The sequence below is a fragment of the bacterium genome (assembly GCA_036504735.1).
In the GTDB taxonomy this organism is placed as follows: Bacteria; Electryoneota; RPQS01; order RPQS01; family RPQS01; genus DASXUQ01.
In genome coordinates, this window is sequence record DASXUQ010000002.1 from 112343 (window position 1) to 135428 (window position 23086).

The following is a 23086-nucleotide window of genomic DNA, read 5'->3' on the forward strand; positions in this document are numbered from 1 at the left end:
AACCTGATCGTTCACTCCCCCCTGCACATAATCCCCGCATCAGCCAGATGCTTTTGGCTTTTTGGCTTTTTGGCTTTTTGGCTTTTGTGTTCTGCGGCTTTCGCCGATTTCAAGGATCTTCCGCCCGAGGTGCAGAAGAACCTTTCCGCTCTGAAAAAATATCCCAAGGCATCGAGCATCGTGCTCTGGACCGAGGACAGCTACGTGCTGCGCTCCGACGGCAGCAAGACGGTCGAAAGCCACGTGTTCCGCTACCTGCCCGATGAAGCCTCCCGCGACAACTTCGGCGATCCCCGCATCAACTACCTCGCGGGCCGCGATTCGCTGATGATCCTCACCGCGCGCACCTACACCAAAGACGGCCGCACCATTGACTGTACGCCGCACAATGCCTACAATCCCGTGGTGCCCGATGGCCTCGACAAGGCTCCCGATTACGCGCCCTACCGTCAGATGGTCGTCACGCTGATGGGCCTTGAAAACGGCTGCATTACCGAACTGCACTACTGTCTGAACACTCCCAAGCCGCAGTTCCCGTGGCTCGAAGGCCGCGTTTATCTGCGGGAAGAGAATCCCGTGATCGCCCGCCGCCTCGTGGTGCAGATTCCCGATGGCCAGACGCTGAATTACAAAGTGGATCGCGGCGCTCCCGAGCCCGCCGTCAGCGGAGCCACCTACACGTGGACCGTGGGCGAGCAGTCCGGCTACGACAAGCAGGATCTGCAAGGCCATCGCGTGCTGCTGCCCAATGTAGCCTTCACTTCGGCCAGGAACTGGGAACAGATCCAGACCGAACTGAAGTTGCGTCTCGACGCCGCCTCCGCCGGGGATCTGGTGATTCCCGAATCGCTGGGCAAGACGCTCGTCGGCGTTTCCGGCGACGAGAACCGTCTCGACGCCATCAAGACGTGGGTCAAGGGACGCTTCAACCGCTACGAATTCGATCATCCGGACTTCGGTTTGACGCTCCGCCCGGTGAAGGATGTTCTCGCCAGCGGCTACGGCAACGGCCTCGAACTGGCCGCGATGGTTTCCAAAATCGCCAATCAGTTTGGACTCTCCACACAGGTGGTGCCATGCTTTGTGCCCGATGCTCCCGTGCCCTGTGTGCATGAGATCTCCGGCGCCGTGGTGGCGATGCGCGCTCCCGGCGGCGCCTACGGCTACAGCGATCCGGTGATACCGGGCAGCGAATTCGGCAGCGCCGATCTGCTGGGCTACTGGCTGGTCCCGCTGGACAATACCAAAGAGCCGCCCTTCGAGTTCGCCTCCAAGGTCAAGAATCCCTTCATCACCCTGTCGCTCTCCTTCGACGGTCTGAACCAGGACACGCTGAAGGGTACGGGCACGCTGTCGGCGCAGGGTGAATTCGGAATGTATGAGACCGTGCGCGAATCCGGCCCTGAAGCGATCCTGAAGCGCAACGTCCGCGTGAAGGGCTTCACCATTACCAAGGCAGCCATCAAGGATCTGGAGTCCCCGCGCCATGGCAGCACGGTGGCCATTGACTTCAGCTTCACCGCCGTTCATGCCATGGATACGCTGGACCGTTACCATGTCCTGCCACTGTCCATCGCGCCCTTCGAGCATGTCGTCGCCGACGCGCCGCTTTCGCTTACCACGCGAGAATTCCGCCAGGAAGTCCGCTCCCCCATTACCGCGACGCTTCACGTCGAATGTGCCATTCCCGACGCGTGGCAGGTGAAGGATATGCCGAAGAACCTCACCCGCAAATGGGACTTCGATGAGGGCACCGTCAAGAGCGAGGTCAAGGATGGCCGCTTCGTGTTCGAACGCACGCTGAAACTTTCCAAGGAATGGATTCCCCCCGAAAGCTGGAGTTCCTTCCGCGCCTTCATGCTCGATGCCGGCAAGCGCCCCGACAACACCGTCGTCTTCGAACCCAAAGACGCCAAGACCGCCAAGAAGTAACATCGCTGGCGCTGCGCACACTTCGCTCCGCACCACGATCCGGACCTTGTCATCCTGCAGCCCGTCTTCGGGATGCAGGATCTCTCGGGGATACTGATGAAGAGAGCTCCGGCATTTGAGGACAAATGCCGGATGACAATCGAGAGTGTGTTCAGACTCCAGGCCAGTACGATCAGACGATTTCCTCTTTTCTCATATAACCCATACGAGGCACCCCCATGCCGGACCCAGCAGCAGTAGCCGGGAAGAAAGTCGAAGGAGCACCGCCGGAAGACGGCGTGTTGCAGCGCGACCTTGACTGGCTGAAGAACGTTTATCAGGGCGATTCACAACCGCAACTCACCGCTCGCGCGATCATCTCCGGAATGATCTTCGGCGGCATCATGTCCGTCTCCAATCTCTACATCGGCTTGAAATCCGGTTGGGGATTGGGCGTGGACATCGCCGCGATCATCATCATGTTCGCCCTCTTCAAGGCGTTCAAAGGCATGGGCCTCGTCAAGAAGGAATTCGGCATGATGGAGAGCACCATCATGATGACCGCCGCCGTGGCCGCAAGCTGGATCTCCTCGGCCGGCCTCGTCTCCGCGGTGCCCGCCCTGACCATGCTCACCGGCTACCAGTTCGTATGGTGGCAGCTCACCTTGCTCATCGGCATCATTCTCTATTCCGGTCTGTTCATGGCCATCCCCTTCAAGCGGCAGATGATTCAGGTGGACCATCTCCGCTTCCCGGGCAACGTCCCCACGGGCGAAACGCTCAAGGCCATGTATTCCGCCGGCGGTGACGCCATGAAGAAGGCCAAGGCCCTCGGCTTCGCCGGATTGTCGGGCATCGTGCTCGTCCTGTTCCGCGATATTCTCGCGCCCATGACCACCGCTATCGGCTCGTGGATGAAGCCGCAGTATGCCCTGCCGCTGCGTATTAAGGGTGTGTCCCTCTCCAAGCTTACCCTGACCTTCGAGCCCAGCTTCATCTTCGTCGGCATCGGCGCGCTGATGGGGATCAAGGTCGGCATGAGTATGCTTGTCGGCTTCCTCTTCAACTACGCGGTTCTGGCGCCCAACCTGATCAATGCCAAGATTATCCACCATTATCCGCCGCAGGTGACGGCGGTGGCGCAGGCTCATGCGCCCATGGCTATGCAGAACGGCAGCACCTTTATGGTGGTGCTCGAAGAAGCCACCAAGGGTCCGGAAATGGCGGATGGTTCGCGTCTCGACACCTTCCGCTATACGTGGACCCAGCCGGCTCAGTACAAAAATCTTCAGGAACTGAAGCAGGATCTGAATGCCCCCAAGCTGCTGGACGGCACGACTCCCAATCCGCTCTATGGCGTGATTTCGGTGCGCGATACCCTGAACAAGAGCGTCGGCGGCGCCGTGCTGCTTGCCGAAGCCTCGAAGGCCATCAACTGGGAAGCCCGCCTTTCCTTCCCCGCAAATCAAGATCCGGCGATGCTCAAGGACATGGGGTTTGATCCCGAAACCGCCAACATGCGAACCGTGGGCGGCTTCCGCAATATCAGTGCGTGGAGTCTCTGGCCGGGCGCTACCGTGCTCGTCGTCGGTGGTCTGCTCGCACTGGCTTTCCAGTGGCGTACGCTTGGCCGCACCTTCGGCAGCATCTTCTCCAGTTTCGGCAAGAAGGCGAAGAATGGCAAGAAGGGTCCGCTCGATGACATCGAAATTCCCATGAGCTGGTTTGTGCCGGGATTTCTGATTACCGGCCTTGCCTCCATTGTGCTCTTGATGTGGATGTTTAACATCCACTGGTATATGGGTGCCATTGCCGTTCTGCTCACGTTCTTTCTCGCGGCGGTTGCTGCTCGTGCCGGAGCCGAAATCGGCATCAACCCCATCGGCGCACTGGGCAAAGTCACCCAGCTCACCTTTGGCGCCATTTCTCCCGGAAACATGACCACCAATCTGATGACCGCCAGCGTCACGGCAGGTGCGGCTGCTTCGTGCAGTGACACCGTCGGTAACCTGTTTGTCGGTTACATGGTCGGCGCTAATCCGCGCAAGCAGTTCATCGCCCAGCTCTTCGGCGTCATCTCCGGTGCCTTTATGGCGGTACCCGCCTACTTCCTGCTCGTCCCCGATGCCAGCATCCTCGGCGGCGACAAGTTCCCCGCCCCGTCCGCGCTGGTCTGGCAGGGTGTGGCCAAGGTGCTTGCCAAGGGCCTGTCGACCTTGCCGCCCAGTGCCGTGGTGGCGATTATCGTCGCCTTCGTGCTCGGCGTAACGATTGTCATTCTGGATCGCATGTTCCCCAAGATCAAGCCCTACACGCCTTCCCCGGCGGCCTTGGGCATTGCCATGACGATCAACGGCTACACCAGCTTCTCCATGTTCCTCGGTGCGGCCATCGTCTGGGTTCTTGAACGCAAAGCGGCGAAGTGGAATGACATGAACACTGTTCCCATCGCTTCCGGCTGGATCGCAGGCGAGAGCATCATGGGTGTGGTGGTCGCGTTGCTTATGTACCTCGGCTTCGTACAATAAGCCAGTGCTTCTCGAAATGAAAGAAGGCGCACCAAACGGTGCGCCTTCTTCTTGTTCTTAGATATCTTAGCCGCCCATCACTTCAGCAACACCATCAGCAACATGCTGCGCACACAGGAGTTGTTAATAAGCCTCATTATTCGTATATTCAAAAACTGCTTTACAAACAGAACCTGCGTAAAGGTGAACAGAAGATGAGCAAAGCCAATATTCTCATCGTAGATGACGAGGAAGACATCCTCGAAATGATCGAGTACAACCTCGTCAAAGAGGGCTACGGAGTAACCCGCGCCCAGACGGGCGAGAAGGCACTGCGCAAATTGAAAGATGAGCCGCCCGATCTTGTGGTTCTCGATCTGATGCTTCCCGGCATCGATGGCCTCGATGTCTGCCGCCAGATCAAATCCCACCCCGAGACCGCTCATCTGCCGGTCATCATGCTCACGGCCAAGGGCACCGAAGCCGACATCGTGACGGGGCTGGAAATCGGCGCGGACGATTATGTGATCAAACCCTTCAGCATGCGCGTGCTCCTGGCACGCATCCGCGCCGCGCTGCGCCGCAAGAAGGCTCCTGGCGATGAAAACACGCCGCTCGATTTCGGCGATCTGGTAATCTATCCCGCCCGCCATGCCGTGTACGTCGGTGTGAATGACGTGCAGCTCACGGCCCGTGAATTCCGCATCCTGATGATGCTGGCCCGCAGACCAGGCTGGGTCTTCAGCCGCGAGCAGATCATGGATTCCACGCAGGATTCCAACGTAGACTATTCCAGCCGCGCCGTGGATGTGCATGTCATGTCCCTCCGCCGCAAGCTCGGCCCGCGTGGCTCCCACATCGAAACCCTTCGCGGTGTCGGTTACCGCTTCTCCGATGCCGTAGAAGAGTAAGTGAGCCCATGTCCACCCCGTCCTAAAAACGTCTTCTTTTCAGCTTTTCGATTTTTGCTTTTCTTTTGGAGGCACAGGCGCGAATTATCGCGCCTTTTTTGTTTCTTTACACTTTCTTAACAGTCGCCTTATGGTCTGTTTACTTTGGTTCGGTAAATTTACAATCGACAAAACAAAAGCCAACCCAACCCAATTGAAAGCATCTTAATGGATCGGAAACACACTCTCGCTATCTTTGCCCTGCTGGCCCTCGCGCTGCCCAGCCTGTTATTTGCCGAAGAGACCAAGAGCTGGACGGATAAAATCAAGCTCAGCGGAGATTTCCGCTACCGTTACGAGTTCATAGGTGCGGAAGCCTATAACAGCGCTACCGCATCCAAGATTCGTATCTACGACCGCAATCGCAATCGCATCCGCGTGCGTCTCGGCCTGCAGGCAATCGTCAATCCCGATATCGATGCCTACTTCCGCCTTGCCACCAGCACCGGAACATCCAATACCAGCAATCCCGTCGCGGGCGATCCCGTGTCCACCAATCAGGATCTTTCCGGCGGCTTTACTCCCAAGCCCATCTGGGTTGACCGCGCCTACGTTGACTTCCATCCGGGCCGCGCCAAGTGGTTTGATGGCCGCGCGGGACGTCAGCCGGTTCCCTTTGAGACTAACGGTGACGAGCTGGTCTACGACAATGATCTGAATGTCGAAGGCGCATCCCTGCTGCTGAACCACAAGCTCGGCGCGCATGAACTCTTCTTCCGTGCCGGCGGTTATTGGGCGGGTGAACGCGCTCCCAGCAGTACGACGAAACATGCCTTAACGCAAGGCCTGTTTGAAGCCCAGCTCGGCGGCAAGCTCGCCGTCAACACTGTCGCCGCGCAACTCGCCGTCGCCTACATCGACTACGGCAATGTGAAGGGCAACCCCACGCTCTATGCGCCCAACAACGGCTTCGGCAATTCTCTTGTTCCGATCTCGGGCCGTGGCACGGACACACTGGGTTACAAGTTCGATTACAACCTGATCAACGTCAACGGTATGGCCAAGATCAAGCTCGACAAAATTGAACCCGGAGTGCTCTTCGACTTCGTCACCAACAGCGACGTTAAGAAGGACACGTCCGCCGCCTATAACAAGAAGTTGAACATGGGCTGGCTGGCCGGAGCCTTCGTGAAGTTCAAGGGAATGCCCATCGACTGGGATTTCAGCTATGATTACCGTGTCCTGCAGAAGGACGCCACCATCGGCGCTTTCAGTTTCTCCGATCCTGCCGGAGGCGGCACCAATTTCAACGGTCACAAGATCAGTCTGGGCTTTAACACCATGGCCAACACCCGCCTCGCCGCTACCTACTTCCGGAATGTCAAGGATCCGGATAACACCGGCAGCGCGCGGCATCTGAATTATGACCGCATTCAGGCCGACCTCGAAGTTAAGTTTTAGATAAATGCCGGGCAGGTCCCGTGGCGTTTTGAGCATGACGCCGCGGGCCTGTTACGGCATATTAGGTTGCAGTCAACACTCGATCACCCGGATCAATAATCCAAGTTGTCCATCAGGAGACTACATGTTAGTTCCCATCAAAGTTCGCGCGCTTGTTCTGAGTTTCGCCCTGATGCTTTTTGTCGGTTCCGCACTGGCGACAGACGTCACGGGAGCCGGTTCGTCATTTGTCTATCCCGTGCTCTCCAAATGGGCGGCGGACTACGCCGCGAAGACCGGCGATAAAATCAACTATCAGTCCGTCGGCTCCGGTGCTGGCATCGCCCAGATCAAGGCGTCCACGGTGGACTTCGGCGCCAGCGACAAACCCTTGAAGCCGTCGGAACTGTCCGAAGCCGGATTGGCCCAATTCCCCGTGGTCATCGGCGGCGTCGTACCGGTGGTCCATGTCCCCGGAATCCAGGCCGGTCAAATGAAATTCACCGGTGCCTTGCTGGCCGACATCTTTCTCGGCAAAGTCATCAAGTGGAATGACGCCGCCATTACCCAGTTGAACCCCGATCTCAAACTTCCGGATAAGCTGATTACCGTGGTGCACCGCTCCGATGGTTCGGGCACGACCTTTAACTGGGCCAACTATCTGTCCAAGGTCAGCGACGAGTGGAAGACCAAGGTCGGAGAAGGCACGTCGGTCAACTGGCCCACGGGTGTCGGCGGCAAAGGCAATGAAGGCGTGTCCGCCTACGTGAATCAGCTCGATGGCGCTCTCGGCTACGTCGAACTCACCTACGCGTTGCAAAACAAGATGGCCTATGCGCAGGTCAAAAACAGCGCGGGCAACTTCATCACCCCGAGCCTCGCGTCTTTCCAGAAGGCCGCCGAGAGCGCCGAGTGGACCAAGGAGCCCGACTTTTATCAGATCATCACCGATGCTCCCGGTGCGGAGTCCTGGCCCATCGCCGCGTCGGTCTTTGTGCTGATGCACAAGCAGCCGACCAACGCCGCCAATTCCAAGGCCGCGCTTGGCTTCTTCAAGTATGCGCTGGAAAACGGTCAGGATCAGGCCCACACACTTCAGTATGTGCCGCTGCCTCCGGCTCTCGTTCAACAAATCGAGACCTATTGGTCGCAGCAGATTCACTGACACCTTTTCATGATCTCCGATCCGGTAGGGCGGGTGCTGTCTGCAATCCAGCGGCACCCGTTTCCGGTGTCTAAACATCCTGTCAGCACATGTTGAATGTGAAAAGTCCGGCCCTTGATCCTCTGCGGCGTCTCGACCTGCGGGATCGGCGTGCCGACAAACTATTCCACCTTATTGTCCTGGGCTGCGCCGTCTTCGTGCTCGTGGCCCTGCTCGGCGCGGCATTGTCCATGCTCTGGGGTGGACGCGAAGCTTTCTTGACTTTCGGCTGGAAGTTTCTCTGGAGCAGCCAGTGGGATGCCGTGCAGAAAAACTTCGGCGCGCTCATTCCGATCTACGGAACCCTGATCACCGCGCTGCTCGCCATGACCATGGCCGTGCCGGTCAGTTTCGGCGTTGCCTTGTTCCTTACCGAAATCGCGCCCAAGTGGCTGCGCATGCCCGTCGCCTCGGCGATTGATCTGCTCGCCGGAATCCCGTCCATCATCTACGGCATGTGGGGCCTCTTTGTATTTGTCCCTTTCATGGCCAAGTATGTGGATCCCTGGCTGACCAATCATCTGGGAACGCTGCCGGTGGTTGGGACCCTGTTCAGAGGTCCCGCGATTGGCCTGGGAATGCTCACGGCAGGAATCGTGCTGGCCGTGATGGTCATCCCGTTTATTGCGGCTGTGATGCGTGAAGTCTTCGCCACCGTCCCCTCCACCTTGAAAGAGTCGGCCTATGCGCTGGGATCCACCACCTGGGAGGTGGTGTGGCATGTGGTTCTGCCCTACACCCGCTCGGCGGTCACCGGCGGTGTCTTTCTCGGGCTGGGCCGCGCCCTCGGCGAGACCATGGCCGTAACCTTCGTGCTGGGCAATTCGCACCGGCTGTCGGCGTCGCTGCTCGAACCCGGCAATTCCATTGCGGCCACCATCGCTAATGAATTTACGGAAGCCGATTCCTCGCTTTATCTGTCTTCGCTGATTGCCCTCGGCTTCCTGCTGTTCGTCGTCACCTTCATCGTGCTGGCTATTGCCCGCCTGATGCTGCGCCGCATGTCGCGCATGGAGGGCAACTGATGGATGTGAATGATCGCCTGCTCTACCGCCGCCGTCTCGCAGACGGCGCCGCGAGGACTCTTGCCACGCTCGCCGCCGTCATCGGCCTGTTCTGGTTAAGCTGGATATTGTGGACCACCTTAAGCAAAGGCCTGCCGGTGCTGACGTGGCGGCTCTTCACGGAATTGACTCCGCCCCCCGGATCCGACGGCGGCCTGCTCAATGCCTTTGTGGGCAGCATCCTCATGAGCGGACTTGCGGTGCTTATGGGAACACCCATCGGCATCGGCGCCGGAATGTATCTCGCCGAATACGCGCGCCATACAAGGCTCGGCCATACCATCCGTTTTGTGAACGACATTCTGCTCTCGGCGCCGTCGATTGTCATCGGCCTGTTCGTGTATACCATTACGGTCAAGCAAATGGGACACTTTTCCGCCCTCGCGGGCGCGGTGGCGCTGGCGTTCATCGTGCTGCCCGTGGTGGTTCGGACGACGGACGAAATGCTCCAGTTAGTTCCGTCCGCCACCAAGGAAGCTGCGCTGGCACTGGGAGTGCCACGGCACAAAGTGATCCGGCACGTGCTCTTCCGCGCCTCGCTGTCCGGCGTGCTCACGGGAGTCCTGCTGGCGCTGGCCCGCATCTCCGGCGAAACCGCGCCGCTCCTGTTCACGGCGCTGAACAACCCGTATTGGAGTCTGAAACTGAACCAGCCTATGGCCAATGTGCCTGTGGTCATTTTTCAATATGCCATGAGTCCCTACGAGTACTGGCACGCTCTGGCCTGGGCCGGAGCCTTCGTGATGACCATGCTCGTGCTGGCTCTGGGGATCATCTCCCGCATCATCCTGTTACGCAACCGGCGGCAAAATGGTTAGTCCTGTGCATACTGTACCCTCCAGAAGAGCCGAGTTCCAGCAAGAACCCACACCGGCGGGAACACCGACCAAGATCGAAGTGGTAGACCTTACGTTCAATTACGGCAAGTTCAGGGCGCTGCAGTCGCTGAACATGAACATCCCGGAACGATCCATCACCGCGCTGATCGGCCCGTCCGGCTGCGGCAAGTCCACCCTGCTGCGCATCTTCAATCGCATCTACGAAATCTATCCGGGTCAGGTTGCCACAGGCAAGGTCCTGCTCGACGGCGAGAATGTGATCGACCGCAATTACTCGATCCATCGCCTTCGCAGCAAGGTCGGCATGGTGTTCCAGAAACCCGTGCCCTTTCCCATGACCATTTACGAAAACGTGGCATTCGCCATTCGCCATTTCGAACATCTCACCCGCCACGGGATGGATGAGCGGGTCGAACAGGCCCTGCGCGATTCCGCTCTGTGGGATGAAGTCAAGGACAAACTCGCCCAGAGCGCTCTGAGCCTGTCCGGAGGCCAGCAGCAGCGGCTCTGTATTGCCCGGGCGGTTGCCCTGCACCCGGACGTGCTCCTGCTCGACGAACCGACCTCCGCGCTGGACCCGATCTCGACGGCCAAAATCGAACAACTCGTCGCCGATCTCACCAAGCAGTACACCTTCGTGATCGTCACTCACAACATGCAGCAGGCCGCCCGCGTCTCCGACTACACCGGCTTCATGTTCCTCGGCGAACTGGTGGAGTTCGGCACCACCAAGGATATTTTCGAAAATCCCCGAAAGCGTCAGACGGAAGATTACATTACCGGACGTTTCGGATAAGCCCTTAGGATCACACTCATGCCCGCACATCTCCAAAAAGATCTCGAGAAACTCAAGAAGATCATCCTCGAAATGGGAACCATTATCGAGGAGAGCATCTCGCTCGCCATCACCGCGCTGAGCACCAATGACCGCACCATCGCCGAGCAGGTGATTGCCGAAGACGCGGACGTGGACCAGCGGGAAGTGCATATCGAAGAGGAATGCCTGAAGATCCTCGCGCTGCACCAGCCCGTGGCCCGCGATCTCCGCTTTGTCGTCGCGGTGCTCAAGATGAACAACGATCTCGAACGCATCGGTGACTTCGCCGTGAACACCGCCGAGCGCGTGATCTTCCTGTCCGAGCGCGGTCCCGTGCCGGTTCCCAAAGGCCTGAACGCGATGGCCCAGAAAGCGGCGCAGATGGTGCGACAGTGCCTCGATGCCCTGATCGAGTCCGACGTCAAACTCGCCAAGAGCGTCATTCTCTCCGATGATGACGTGGATGAGCAGCGGGACAGACTCTTCACCATTGTGTTGAATGAAATCCGCCGCGATCCCGAACACCTCGATCAGTGGATTCAGATTCTCTCCTGCATTCGCTACCTCGAGCGCATCGCCGATCTGTCGACCAATATCGCGCAGGACGTCGTGTACCTCGTCGAAGGGGAAGTGGTGCGGCACCGCGAATTGTCCGTGGAGGCCGATCCCCGCAGGCATTCCGGCGGCGGACCGAAGCCGCATCCCTGACACCGTTTTCCATAGCGAGGCAAGCAAAGCGGCCGATGCTTCAGCATCGGCCGCTTTTTTTCTCTCAGGTTCATGGCGTTCCCGGTGTGAACCGGCACGCCGGGAATGTTACGGACAGTTGTGGATGACCACGTACCGCTTGTACGTCTGCACCGTGCCCGTATCCGTCCAGACATGCTCGCCCGACGTCACCGTCACCGTGGTCTCCAGTGTCCAGCCCGGGTTCGGATAGCCGATCGTCTTGTCCGTCGTACTGTAAATCCGGTAGTCACCGTCCACCGGCGCGTGGAAGTTAATCCACGGATGCACGTTGTCCGGGGACATGTACGCGGTTACATGAGAGGCCAGCACAGTGGCATCGCAACCCGACGCCAGGCACAGCGCCAGGCTTCCATAGCCCGGATTCGACCACTGCAAAAGCTGGCCGTTCCACTGCCACATGGTGGCGTCGCCGAACGGCGAAGCCGCCCACAGGAACCAGCAGGTGGTCGAACCGCCGGCAACGATCTCGATCCAGCCGGACAACTGCGTGCACGGCGGCGACAGCACGGCATCATACTCCCACACCGGGAAGTTCAGCGTGCCCGACACGTAATTCATGCCGGTCGCCACACGGGTCAGCGACACGTCATACGAGCAGACCGCGGCGGAGGCCGGATAGCCGAGGCTGTCCAGATGGAAGCTGATGGTAAACGGCATCGGGTCTTCGTCACACGTGGCCCAACTGCCGCCGTTGTAAGCATCCAGACCCCAGAAGCGGACGCTGCCAATCGGGCTGCTGACCGAGTAGTTGTCATAGGCCAGATAGGTCTGGCTCGCTTCGCTGGTCACACCGGCCCACGCTTCGTCGGCGTTGTAGGGCGGCTGCGTGAGCATGATGTTGCCCGTCTGACAGGCAAGGTGCGTCGGGCACGGATTGCCCGCGCAAGTCATGGTGACATCCCATGCGCCTCCGAGAGCCGTGCAGGCCGGCTCCACGTTATCCGCGCAGAGCGGATTGGCCGGATCGCTCCCATAGCAGCAGCGGCCCGTGGGACAGGTGCCGCACGTCAGCGTAGCCCGGTAATCGAACGGCGCTGCCGAAGGACTGGACTTATAGCAGCCTACCCACATGTAGTAGGTGCCCGGAAGCAGACAGGCCGAGACCGTGGCTGTCGAGCACATGCCCGCCGATACCGCCGCCGTCAGACTGAGCGTTGAGCAAGGATCCATCACATGCTTGACGATGATCGCCGCCAGTGAGTCTTCACCGGTCACCGACCACGTCGCATAGGTGGTGGTGTTCACGACCAGACGATACCAGTCGGTGTCGCGATAAAGCAGGCCGCTGATGTTGTCCGTGTACATGAACGTCTTGCCGAAGATGGTCTCGCCGCACTGAATATTCTGGAACAGCGGAGTGCCGGGACGGTTGTTGCAACCGCCATCCGGATCGTTCTGCGAGAAGTTGTTGGGGATCGGCCAGGGTTCGGTCACCTCGGCGATGTCGCCCGCCTGCTCCTGAATGTCACAGAAGCACGCCGTGCCCAGCAAGGTGTAGTTGCCCGATTCGCCGCCGTAACCGTCCACGACGATGAAGTAGGTAGTGCCCGCCGTCAACTGCAGGCAGGCCACACGCGACACGTACGGATTGGGAAAGAGTGGAGCCGTGCAGGCATCGTCATTGCACCCGACGGGAGTGCCATCACAGCTTCCGGCAAACACAAACAGCTTCGTGTCGTAGTCGGTCGTCCCCTGGCACAGGCTGAAGGTCACCAACTGGTCAACGGACGGCGTGTAGCTATAGACCACATCCGGCGATGTGCTGCTGTACGGACACACGGATTCATAGTTGTCCTGGAAGCCCACGGTCGTACCGTTATAGGGCGTATCCAGTGTAAACGGCAGGGCGTTCGCGCACGTTTCTCCCGGCGCGATCTCCGTCGCCACATAGTATTGCATCGTGAACGTGCTCGCTGCCGTTCCGGTGCAGGTGTGGCTGGCGTACGAAGAGTACGGCGCCAGCACGACGTAATAGGTCCCAGATGTGACCGGCGTCCAGGTGAAGTCATTGGGATGATAGGAGAGCGCCGTGCAGGCGCCGTCCTGCCCCGCCAGAATCGTACCCGCCGCATCGCAGATCTTAATATCAACGTCAAAGCTCGCGGTGCCCGCTCCCGGTGCGTCCGGGCAAAGGTCGAAATGGTACGTGTACCCCGCCGTGGCGCTGAACGAACCATCCCACTTGCCGCCATTGCCGCAATTTCCCGTCACCGATCCGGCCCACGGAGTCGTCGGAATCGGATCGAGGCTCAGATCCGCCGGTAACAGCGTCGGGCACAGGCGCGCCACCGTCAGCGCGCAGAAGGCCGAGTCGTTCCCCGCCGGATTATCATGCGGCAGGAACCATCCACTCAAGGTATGGTTCCCAATCGACAGGTTCACCGTGGTCGTAAAGAACACGTCGAAGAAGCTGCTCGGGGCAATCGCCGGAACAGCCACGTTCTGCGTGGTCGCGCCGTTGTCAAAATTGAAATAGGCCGTCACCGGAGTCGAGGCCACCGCTCCCGCATTCGTCACGCGGAAGGAGACGCTCGCCGCCGGATTGGGATTCACCGCGCCGCACGGCGTCAGATTGCTCAGCCCCAGTTCTGCTGTGGGCGGAACAAACCGGTAGAACCAGATCGCCCGGCCGGTCGCCACTTGCTGACCGGTCGCGTTGTACTGGTACTGCAAAAAGTTCGTGCCTGTGCCCGCGCCCTGAATACCCACCGTGGGGCTCTGACTTACAATCGAGTTGTACTGGAACTTGATCTTGCCATCCGCGTACAGAATGGCTTCGAACTTCGGCGCTCCGCCGCCCGAGAAGTTCGTCACCGAGTCCCACTCGACCACACAGTACTGGTTGTTGAAGTTCTGCACATACACGCCGCCGATCGCGCCGGAGCCGATCATCAGATCGTCCCACAGCGGGAAAATCGCCGGGCCAACCAGGCCATACGTGGCGTCGCCTGCATACGGCAGTGCACTGTTGCTCCAGTACCGGTTGAGACTTCCCCCGAACTGGATGTTGCCGTTCGAGCAGATGCTTCCGGTCGTGTAGTTGGATCCGTAAAACGGAAACGAGAATCCAATGGTAAACGCAGCGGCAAGGTCATCCTGACCGTTCAGCGCCGTAATGCGCGTCCCCGTGGTTTTGATTTCAACCCAGGAATAGGCCGCGGTGTCCGGTGCCTGGCTGTCTACAAAGTAGTAGTTGTAACCGTCCGGCCCCCCCACGGCATCCAGCGAATTGTCTCCGTCGTCACGCGATCCGAAGTACCTCTGCACCAGGGCTTCTTCGTCCTTGCTCAGAAGCGAGCCTTCCTGGCGGCGGATGTAGTTTTCTTTCGCGTAATCGTACTCCGTCCTCGATGCGATTACCTGGCCAACCGTGCTTGCTTTCTTGGCGGGAATGGAGTATGTGCCTTCAGGTGCGGCCTTGTCGGGACTCAGCGTCGGATGCGCTGCGATCCCTTTTGTCTGCGTCGACAGATGAGCCTTGCTTGCTTGAGTCGCGTACACGGCCAACACGCCGAGACTGCAACATAGAGCCACAATGACTACAACCCAAAGCGTTCGCTTGAGCATGTCTTCTCCTCTCCTTGTTTGGTGGTGAATACTCGCCCGTGTTTACAGAATTCGATGAGCACGAACCCGTATGTGGGCTGCTCCCAACAGCCCCTTTTGTTCTCCTCTTGGTATAATGGCATTCCAGCGATTTAAGTCAATATAAATATAACGGCGTCACTTTCACTTGTCAATAAGATTTAGAAAGTGCCCGCTCTTTTACCCATAACAACTCAAATGCTACCTTAATGATTGTTAAATAATCTCTTGAATCCAAACCACCCCTTTCTATCCCGCTCGCGTGATTTTACGCAAGTTTCCTATTTGCAAGGAACAACATTGGATGGGTCATTTTCGTCGCAACCGTCTTGTGAGGCTGCCTCTTCTATAATTTTCTCATTGATTAGCTTAGATCAACTAAACAACTGTATTATTTGTCTTTGTAATATCAAAAGCAACAATATCCTTAACTTACACATCCCTGTCCATCTTCCCCGACATAAAGAAAGCGGCCAGTACCGAAGCACTGGCCGCTTGTGAATCCAAGCCCTGTTTTTGTCCCGTTACGGTCCGGTGACCGTCATCGAGAACGGGCCACCACCGCCGGCCGCATAGGCCGACACCCGCACAAAGTAGGTTGTCCCGGCCGTCGCGGCAAAGGTGACTTCACTCGCGCTGGCAACGCCGCAGAAGTCGTCATCACAGGCAATGCTCGTAGGTGACGGGCATGATCCTGTCAGGATGTCCAGAATCGAGTCGAAGCTCGTACCCGCGCACAGGCTCACGGTCACCGTGCCGCTGGTCGCCGGCGTGTACCGGTACCACTCATCCTGATTCGGCACGTCGCCATAGCACAGATCGGTTACGGTACTGTTCGTCGCCAGTGTGAGATCGCCGGTATACGTGCCGGGGCCGCTAATCGTGATCGCTCCGCCGCAGTCGTCGTTCGCCGGAAGCTGCGCGCACGGATTTGCCGTGCAGCTCGCCCCTGACGTCCATGTCCCGCTAAGAGTCGCACATTCCGCCGACGTGTTATCCGCACAGCTCGAGCCCGCATTGTAACAGCACCGTCCGATGCTGGCGCAATCATGGATCACCACGTAGTTCTTGTACAAACCAATCGCCGACGTGTCTGTCCAGGTTTGAGTGCCGGCGCTGGCCGCTACAATCGTTGCCCGCAAGGTGAACGCCGGATCGCTGCTTCTCGGATCACCGTCGTTGTTCTTGTTCGTGCTTTCGTAAATCTTATACCGGCCAGTTGTGGACGGAGCGTTGAAGTGCACCCAGATGCGGTGCCCGCTGGTGTCCATGATCGCGGTGACCTGTGTCGGCGCATCGCAGAAACACGGAGCCGATGTGTTGATGTTCAGCACGCCTGAACCGGAGTTGGTGCTGAATCCGCCGACCTGAATCAGGTAGTTCCCCGGTGCCGCGTGGAAGCTGACCGCCGATTGCAGGCCGCAGGTATCGTCGTTACACACCAGCCCCAGCCCGGTCGGTCCGGGACACGTGCAGTTGGCATCCGTCGCAAACACGGCCAGCTTGGTATCGAAGCTCGAACCGCAGGTCGTGACATTAACGTCCACGTCGCACGGTGTGGACCAGCAGTACCAGATGTCATGGCCCATTCCGCAATAGGAATTCTCCGCCAGCGCCTGTGCCGCCGAGTTGTTCCACGCCAAACCGCTCACCGTGCCGCTCAGGTGAATCGCGTTGGCGCAAAAGTCGTTCACCGGCGGTGTCGGACAATTGCCCGGAATGCAATCCAGCGTCGCCCGGTAACGCAGCGGCTCGGGTACTCCGTTGCCGACCACATTGGGCGAAACGAACATCGCGTACGTTCCCGGCGCCAGGCAGGCCGCCGTCGCCACCGTGGGCAAACACACGCCGGCATTTGTGTTGGACACGATAAAGGCCGGAGCCGTGCAGGGTGACACGCCGTTCACGATGCCGATCTGCACCGGGAACTCCGCGGTAACCGTCACGCGTACGGTCTCGACCTGCGTGGTCGTAAACAGGTACCAGTCGGTATCCCGATAGATTTGGTTGGGCGTCGTATCGGTCCGCACGTAGGTGAATCCCACACCGCACACCGTCTGGCCGCAGGTAATCGCGCCGTAGGCCGGAGGCAAACTGTTACACCCGCCGTCCGGATCATGCAAATAGTACAGCGGATCGGTGCGGACTTCCGTCACTTCGGGCACGTCGCCGCCCTGGCAGGTCACGCCGCACGCCGTCGTCACCGTCACCCGCAGCGTATCGTTGGCACGGTTGGCGTCCGTCGCCAGATCCGACCACACCGCCAGCACATAGGAGCCGGGAGCCGCCGGGATGGTAATCGGCGTCGCAAACGAGTGATTCACGGTCGCCGCCGGGGCCACACTGCCCGTATTCTCCGTTACAATCGCGCCCCCGTTGAACTGGTACTTGATGGGCGAAGACTCCGTGCTGCTGCCGCCGTTGCGGAACGTTCCTGTCACCGTGACCGATGCGCCGCCGGGATACGTCACCGCCGCGGGACTGATGATCGCCGTCGTTGCAAAGTCGTGGGCAGGAGGCGGACCCGGATAGAACCAGATCGCCAGGTTCGCCGTGCCGTTGGGCAGTGTCGTGCTGTTGCATGTTCCGTATTCAACACCGTTGCTCGTACCCGGCGCATCGATGCCGATGGACGCGGAGTTCGGATTCACCGTCGCCGACATAGTCAAGTATTGCGTCTTCACCTTGCCGTCCGAATACAAAATCGCTTCAAACGTGTAGCGGTCAGCCGAAGCCGAGTAGTGCGGAATCTGGCTCCACTCCACCACAAAATAGGTTCCGAAATTCCGGTAGCGTATCCACGGCGCGACTCCCGTGTTCGCGCACCCGCCGGCACTCGCCGCGTACAGATCGTCCCAGTACGGCGCAATGATCGCGTCGGTGGGATTCGCCGCCGCAAACGGACAGGTATTGGTAAACGTCGAGGCCGCCGCCGTGAAATCAAGATAGCCGTTCGTCCCGATATTCACCGACGTGTAACTGCCGCCATAGAATGGAAAGGTAAATCCCAGCGGAGCCAGGGCCGAACCGTCGTCACCAATCGGCCCGTCGGTCGCGTTGGCATCGCCGCAGAGTTCAATCCAACTGAACACCGCCGTGTCCGGCGTAACACTGTCCACATAGCGGTAGCCGGATCCGTCCGGACCGCCCTGATTGTCCAGAGGATTCCCGTCCGAGCGATTTGCCCGGCTGAAGATGAACTCATCCATCAGCTCTTTTTCTTCCGGCGTCGCAGTGCCCGCCTGCTGCCATCGCAGATACGCGTCGCGTGCGCGCGCCTCCCGCGGATCGCTGCTCATCGCGTCACTCATCGCCGGCACCTGCGGCGAAAGGGACTGCGCCGCAGACGCTGCATCCACCTTCTTGGTCTTAAGAACCGCTCTCCTCGCGTGGGCCGTGCCCGCAGCCGATGCTATCAGACAACAACACAGCACCAGCGCGCTGACCATCCAAATCTTTCGCTTAACCATTTGTTTACTACTCCTGTTGACAAGATGCCGGGAACCCGTAAAGCTCTGGTCACTACAATGCTATGCACACATATTCGTTGGGAAGACCATAACATCGATTTCGCCTTCCCGGTTTCGCATTGACTTTAAATATAGGACGACACTTCCCGCTTGTCAACATTCCTCTGCAAACACACGATATGAACCGCAAATAGTTTTTCTGCGGTTCCTAACGCATGTTTCGCCATTGCTTAAAATAATCAGGCGTTCAATCGGCATCCATGCGTTTACTTTCACAGAATATTTCTGCGCAAGTTCGCACCATTACGATACAGTAGCGCTTTTCCTTAGCTCTTCCTGTCCTCTCCCGTACTCCGGACAAAAGAAAGCGGCCAGTGCTTGCGCACTGGCCGCTGAAGTGGAGTCGGAAGAAATAGTCATCTCTTCCGGAAGGTGCTTCCGGAAATTACTGAGCCACCAAGGTCAGTGTGTACGGACCCTGATAGGACGGGCTGACCGTCGAATAGTAGCTGGCCATACGAATGTAGTACGTCGTTCCGGCCACAGCGGTCCAGGCAACCTGCGACTGCGTCGTGCAGTAATCGTCGTTGCAGGCCACGGAGGTGAATGAGCCGCAGCTGCCCGTCAATACTTCTACGATAGTGTCGTAGGTCGTGCCGGTGCAGGTGCGTACCGTGTCCGAACCGCCGTTGGTCGGCGTGAAGCTGTACCACACGTCAAAGTAGCCGGCGGTGGTGCAGGTGAAGGCGGGGGTAATCGCCGATACGCAGCCACTGTTGTCGCCGGTGTAATCACCCGAACCCGTCATCACGGTCGCGCCGGTGCAAAGATCATTGGCCGGACGAATCGGGCACGGATTGGCTTCGCACGTCAGCAGCGAATCCCATGCGCCGCCGAGGGCGTTGCACTGGAAGTGGGCGTTGGTCGCGCACTGCGGAGCGGTCGGATCGCCGTAGCAGCAGCGGGCCAGGTGCGGAGTCGGGCACGGCGTGCTACAATCGGTGTTGGCCGTCCACACACCCTGCAGGGCGTCGCATTCGGCGCGGGTATCCACCGCGCAACTCGGAGTCATCACATCACCGTAGCAGCAGCGGCCCACCGGCGCGCAGTCGTGCAGTACGACGTAGTTCTTGTACTGACCGATCGCGGCCGTGTCCTGCCACATTTGCAGGCCCGGAGTCGTGGCCACGACAACACCACCCAGCGTAAAGGCCGGATCGTTGTTGCGCGGATCGCTGTCGTTGTTCTTAACGGTGCTTTCGTAGATCTTGTACCGGCCGGTCGTCGTCGGAGCATTGAAATGCACCCACGTGTGACCCGCGGAGTTCGGATTCATGTACACGGTGACCTGAGTCGCCGAATCGCAGGAGCACTGAACCGACGTGTTGATCGTGAGCACGCCCGAACCGATGGACGTACTCCAGCCGCCGACCTGGATCAGGTAGTTGCCGGGCATCGCATGGAAGGTAATCGCTGACGCGTTGTTGCCGCAGGATGTGTCGTCGTTGCAGATGATCGGCGCGTCCGTCGCTCCCGGGCACGCATACGTGCTGTTGGTGCTGAATGCCGCGATCTTGGTGTCGAACAGCGAGCCGCAGGTGGTCATGTTGACGTCGACTTCGCACTGCGTCGACCACGCGTACCAGATGTCGTGGCCCATGCCGCAGTTCGTGTTCTCGGACGCGGCCATCGCCGTCGTATTGTCGAACGGCAGGGCAGCCACGTTACCGGTCAGGTGAATCGCGTTCGCGCAGGCGTCGTTCGGCGGAGGCGGCGGGCAGGCGATGGCGCTGACGTCGATTGAATATGCGCCCGTATCGTTGCACGATACCGAGTATTCCACCGGCAGATAATAGGTCCCGGCGGGCAGTTGGTTATAGCGAATCGTGATGTTGCCGTTCGCGCACGTCGTGTAATCGGTCGTCGAGGAGCTGACGGAACTCGCGCACGGACAGCCGTTGATCAGGATGGTTTCGAAGCAGTTCCACGCCGCGTTCGTGTTGCAGTAGCTGACCGTCACGTTCGAACACTGGGTCGTCGTGAAGGCGTGCCACACTTCGCCGTCGCCGTAGGAATAAAGGCTGCAGTCGTGCGTCGCGTTGTTTACGTTGCCTGTAAACGTCGCGGGCAGGGACACCGGTGTCACGCTCGTGCAGTTGTCATTGACCGGACGGGCGGGGCAGGGGTTCGTGGCGCAAGTGATGCCCATCGTCCACGTGCCGTTCAGCGCCGTACAAGCCGCGTTGGTGTTGGTCGCGCAGTTCGGATTGGTCGGATCGCCATAGCAGCAGCGTCCCGTGCCGCAATCACCGATCGAGAAATCGAAATTGGGAATGCAGTTCGGGGACGGCCACGTGTCGATCATAATGTAATAGGTGCCCGGCATCAAATGCTGGCAGAAGCTCAGCACAACCGCGCCCGAATTCATCGTGTCGCGGACGCATTGGCTGTCCGGCGGACAATGGTTGGAAAGCAGCATGCCCGGATAGGTCGTGCCGTGCGGATCCATGCGGAACAGATAATCGCCTTCCGTCAGGCAGGTCCACTTGTAAGTCATGTCTTCGCCGCCGTCATAATTGCCGAGACATGTGCTTGAATAGGTATTGCCTAAACCGCAGTTCGCCTGGCCTGTCACCGCAACAAAGCCTGAGCCCAGGTCTACGTTGTAGCAGGACCGAACAACGATATTCACACTCGCCGTGTCGTTGCCGCGTGCCAGATCGCCGACCAGATCCGTCCACACTTTCAACTGGTAGCTGCCCGCAACCGCCGGCATCGTGATCTGAGTGGCAAACGTGTGATTTTCCACGCCGTGTTGCGGGAGAGCCGCTGTCGCTTCCGACACAATCGCACCACCGTTGAACTGATATTTCACCGGAGACGCTTCGGTGGTCTGACCCACGTTGCTGACGCTTGCCGTCACGCTCACCGTCTGGCCTACAAACTGCTGCAGGGCCGGGCTGGCAATCGTTGTGCAGCTATAGTCATGCATCAGGCCGGGAGCCTGATAGAACCACACCACGCGCCCGGGAGCCGGAGCATGCCCCGTCGTAGTGTTGTTGGAAGAATTGAAGAACCAATAGGGCAGGCCGTTGGCGCCCGGAGCATCCACGCTGATCGCCCAACTGCGCGCAGCCAGCGTCGGAAGCATGAAGTCCGTCTGATGGTACTGAACCTTCATCTGGCCGTTCGGATACAAAATCGCTTCCACACTGAACAGGTTACCGGTCGTGTATTCCGGCATCCGTCTCCACTCCACGACAAAATACTGGTTCGGAGCCGTGCCGAAGGTCTCCCAGCGAATCCACGGAGCCGTGCCGTTGCTGGTGCAGCCGCCGTTCGTCCCCTGTCCCGTATTCATGTCAACAAAAAACGGCGCAAAATAAGGATAGGTCGGCGCCGTCGTGGTCGGATCTAACGCATTCCAGGCGGTATTGGATCCACCGAAAGAAAGCATGCCATTGGTGCTCACATAGCACGACGTGTAAGCGGTGCCGTAAAACGAAAAGGGAAAACCGATGGTTGCCGATGCCGAAGCATCATCCCCCGTAGGGCCGTTCGTCGCGTTCGCATCACCGCAGAGTTCGATCCACGCGTAGCTGGCCGTGTCCGGCGCGACGTTGTCCACATAACGGTAGCCGTAGGCATCCGGCCCGCCCACGTTGTCCAACGCGCTGCCGCCGCGGCTGGGCTCGCCCACGAACCGCGCGATTTCCGCCTTCTCCGCTGCCGTCACACTGCCGCCGTTCTTCACGCGGTCATACAGTTCATACGCGTGCAGCTTCTGGGCAACATCGGCGTCCGCAGCCAGTTGCGCCTTGCTCGCCTTCCGAACTGACTTTACAGATACCGCTGACGGAGCCTTTTGCTCCTTCTTCTCTGTTCCGGCTGCTTGGAGCACACTCGTCGCTCCGAAGGCCAAGATCAGGGCAAGACATACATACCAAAGCGTTCGCTTCACCATGCTTTCTCTTCCTCTTCCTCGGTTGATTTGAAGTTCACCCACAGCTGGGACTTACACCATATTCAAAAATTAATCATACGCGCAGGAAAATCGAGCGGACGTAATCCACCCATCTTATGCTAATAGGTGCTAAATATAGCGGCTGAGTCTTAGCCAGTCAATGATAAAGATCAAGGGCTGGAATTCATCGACAGCCTTGGTTGCCTCTTTAACTAATACCATATAATCAGAACTTTATATATTCGTTATTGCTCGCCCATCCCCTTCGCCCTATTTTGCAAGTTCAGTATTTGCAAGGAACCCTCTTACATCATTCTAAATAGTGTTGCCCCACACGTTTTTGTGGCCTCTCAATTCCTCTATCCTACGGCCCCACGGCACTTAACATACAGCTTAAAGCGGACAACTTTACACCTATTCTCCGGCGAATTTCGCTAAACCCGCATATCACGCCAGGATAGGGCAATAGCATCACTCCTGTAAACATCTCATCTCCATAGTGCAATTTACCGTTGCAAATAGGAATATATGAAATTTTTCACATGAGATGCACACGCATGACGGCAACTCGACACCGTTTGAATTCTTGAGCCCAGGACCGTATCGCTTGAATAAAAAAGGGCGGCCTTCCATGAAGGCCGCCCT

At 58.7% G+C, this 23086-nt stretch carries 12 protein-coding genes; 9 read left to right on the top strand and 3 right to left on the bottom strand.

Features of this window, described 5'->3' with window-relative positions; genetic code table 11:
- The first annotated feature begins 129 nt into the window (after positions 1–129).
- The 9 genes from VGL38_00840 to phoU all read left to right on the top strand — a co-directional run bounded on the left by VGL38_00840 (position 130) and on the right by phoU (position 11380).
- Positions 130–1932, top strand: a complete 1803-nt coding sequence (locus VGL38_00840; protein ID HEY3293963.1) for a DUF3857 domain-containing protein — start codon at positions 130–132, stop codon at positions 1930–1932.
- 218 nt (positions 1933–2150) lie between these two features.
- Positions 2151–4439, top strand: a complete 2289-nt coding sequence (locus tag VGL38_00845; protein ID HEY3293964.1) for an OPT family oligopeptide transporter — start codon at positions 2151–2153, stop codon at positions 4437–4439.
- A 194-nt stretch (positions 4440–4633) separates the two neighbouring features.
- Positions 4634–5329 carry a response regulator transcription factor gene (locus VGL38_00850; protein ID HEY3293965.1) on the top strand — a complete coding sequence of 232 codons (696 nt, stop codon included), beginning with the start codon at positions 4634–4636 and terminating at the stop codon, positions 5327–5329.
- Between the two features lie 207 nt (positions 5330–5536).
- The gene (locus tag VGL38_00855) at positions 5537–6769 is read left to right on the top strand and encodes a putative porin (GenBank protein HEY3293966.1); all 1233 of its coding nucleotides are present in this window, start codon (positions 5537–5539) and stop codon (positions 6767–6769) included.
- A 124-nt stretch (positions 6770–6893) separates the two neighbouring features.
- On the top strand, positions 6894–7913 hold the full coding sequence (gene pstS / locus VGL38_00860; GenBank protein ID HEY3293967.1) for a phosphate ABC transporter substrate-binding protein PstS: 1020 nt from the start codon (positions 6894–6896) through the stop codon (positions 7911–7913).
- A gap of 98 nt (positions 7914–8011) precedes the next feature.
- Complete coding sequence (gene pstC / locus VGL38_00865; GenBank protein HEY3293968.1) at positions 8012–8977, top strand: phosphate ABC transporter permease subunit PstC; 966 nt, start codon at positions 8012–8014, stop codon at positions 8975–8977.
- Positions 8977–9834, top strand: coding sequence for a phosphate ABC transporter permease PstA (gene pstA / locus VGL38_00870; GenBank protein ID HEY3293969.1), 858 nt, complete (start codon positions 8977–8979; stop codon positions 9832–9834). Before pstC ends, pstA begins: the two co-directional genes overlap by 1 nt.
- A gap of 73 nt (positions 9835–9907) precedes the next feature.
- Positions 9908–10651, top strand: coding sequence for a phosphate ABC transporter ATP-binding protein PstB (pstB, locus tag VGL38_00875; protein HEY3293970.1), 744 nt, complete (start codon positions 9908–9910; stop codon positions 10649–10651).
- A gap of 18 nt (positions 10652–10669) precedes the next feature.
- Positions 10670–11380, top strand: a complete 711-nt coding sequence (gene phoU, locus VGL38_00880) for a phosphate signaling complex protein PhoU (GenBank protein ID HEY3293971.1) — start codon at positions 10670–10672, stop codon at positions 11378–11380.
- Between the two features lie 108 nt (positions 11381–11488).
- On the opposite strand, the gene VGL38_00885 is transcribed toward phoU, so the two are convergent.
- The 3 genes from VGL38_00885 to VGL38_00895 all read right to left on the bottom strand — a co-directional run bounded on the left by VGL38_00885 (position 11489) and on the right by VGL38_00895 (position 22441).
- On the bottom strand, positions 11489–14989 hold the full coding sequence (locus tag VGL38_00885) for a hypothetical protein (GenBank protein ID HEY3293972.1): 3501 nt from the start codon (positions 14987–14989) through the stop codon (positions 11489–11491).
- 542 nt (positions 14990–15531) lie between these two features.
- A complete protein-coding gene (locus tag VGL38_00890) occupies positions 15532–18477 on the bottom strand; it encodes a hypothetical protein (GenBank protein ID HEY3293973.1) in 2946 nt (981 codons plus the stop codon).
- Positions 18478–18922: 445 nt separating this feature from the next.
- A complete protein-coding gene (locus VGL38_00895; protein HEY3293974.1) occupies positions 18923–22441 on the bottom strand; it encodes a hypothetical protein in 3519 nt (1172 codons plus the stop codon).
- Between the last annotated feature and the right edge of the window lie 645 nt (positions 22442–23086).

Excerpts from the sequence above, each read along its gene's own strand:
- VGL38_00845 (HEY3293964.1), top strand. The coding sequence starts at position 2,151 with ATGCCGGACCCAGCAGCAGTAGCCGGGAAGAAAGTCGAAGGAGCACCG.
- VGL38_00850 (HEY3293965.1), top strand. The coding sequence starts at position 4,634 with ATGAGCAAAGCCAATATTCTCATCGTAGATGACGAGGAAGACATCCTC.
- VGL38_00855 (HEY3293966.1), top strand. The coding sequence starts at position 5,537 with ATGGATCGGAAACACACTCTCGCTATCTTTGCCCTGCTGGCCCTCGCG.
- pstS (HEY3293967.1), top strand. The coding sequence starts at position 6,894 with ATGTTAGTTCCCATCAAAGTTCGCGCGCTTGTTCTGAGTTTCGCCCTG.
- pstA (HEY3293969.1), top strand. The coding sequence starts at position 8,977 with ATGGATGTGAATGATCGCCTGCTCTACCGCCGCCGTCTCGCAGACGGC.
- phoU (HEY3293971.1), top strand. The coding sequence starts at position 10,670 with ATGCCCGCACATCTCCAAAAAGATCTCGAGAAACTCAAGAAGATCATC.
- VGL38_00885 (HEY3293972.1), bottom strand. The coding sequence starts at position 14,989 with ATGCTCAAGCGAACGCTTTGGGTTGTAGTCATTGTGGCTCTATGTTGC.
- VGL38_00890 (HEY3293973.1), bottom strand. The coding sequence starts at position 18,477 with ATGGTTAAGCGAAAGATTTGGATGGTCAGCGCGCTGGTGCTGTGTTGT.
- VGL38_00895 (HEY3293974.1), bottom strand. The coding sequence starts at position 22,441 with ATGGTGAAGCGAACGCTTTGGTATGTATGTCTTGCCCTGATCTTGGCC.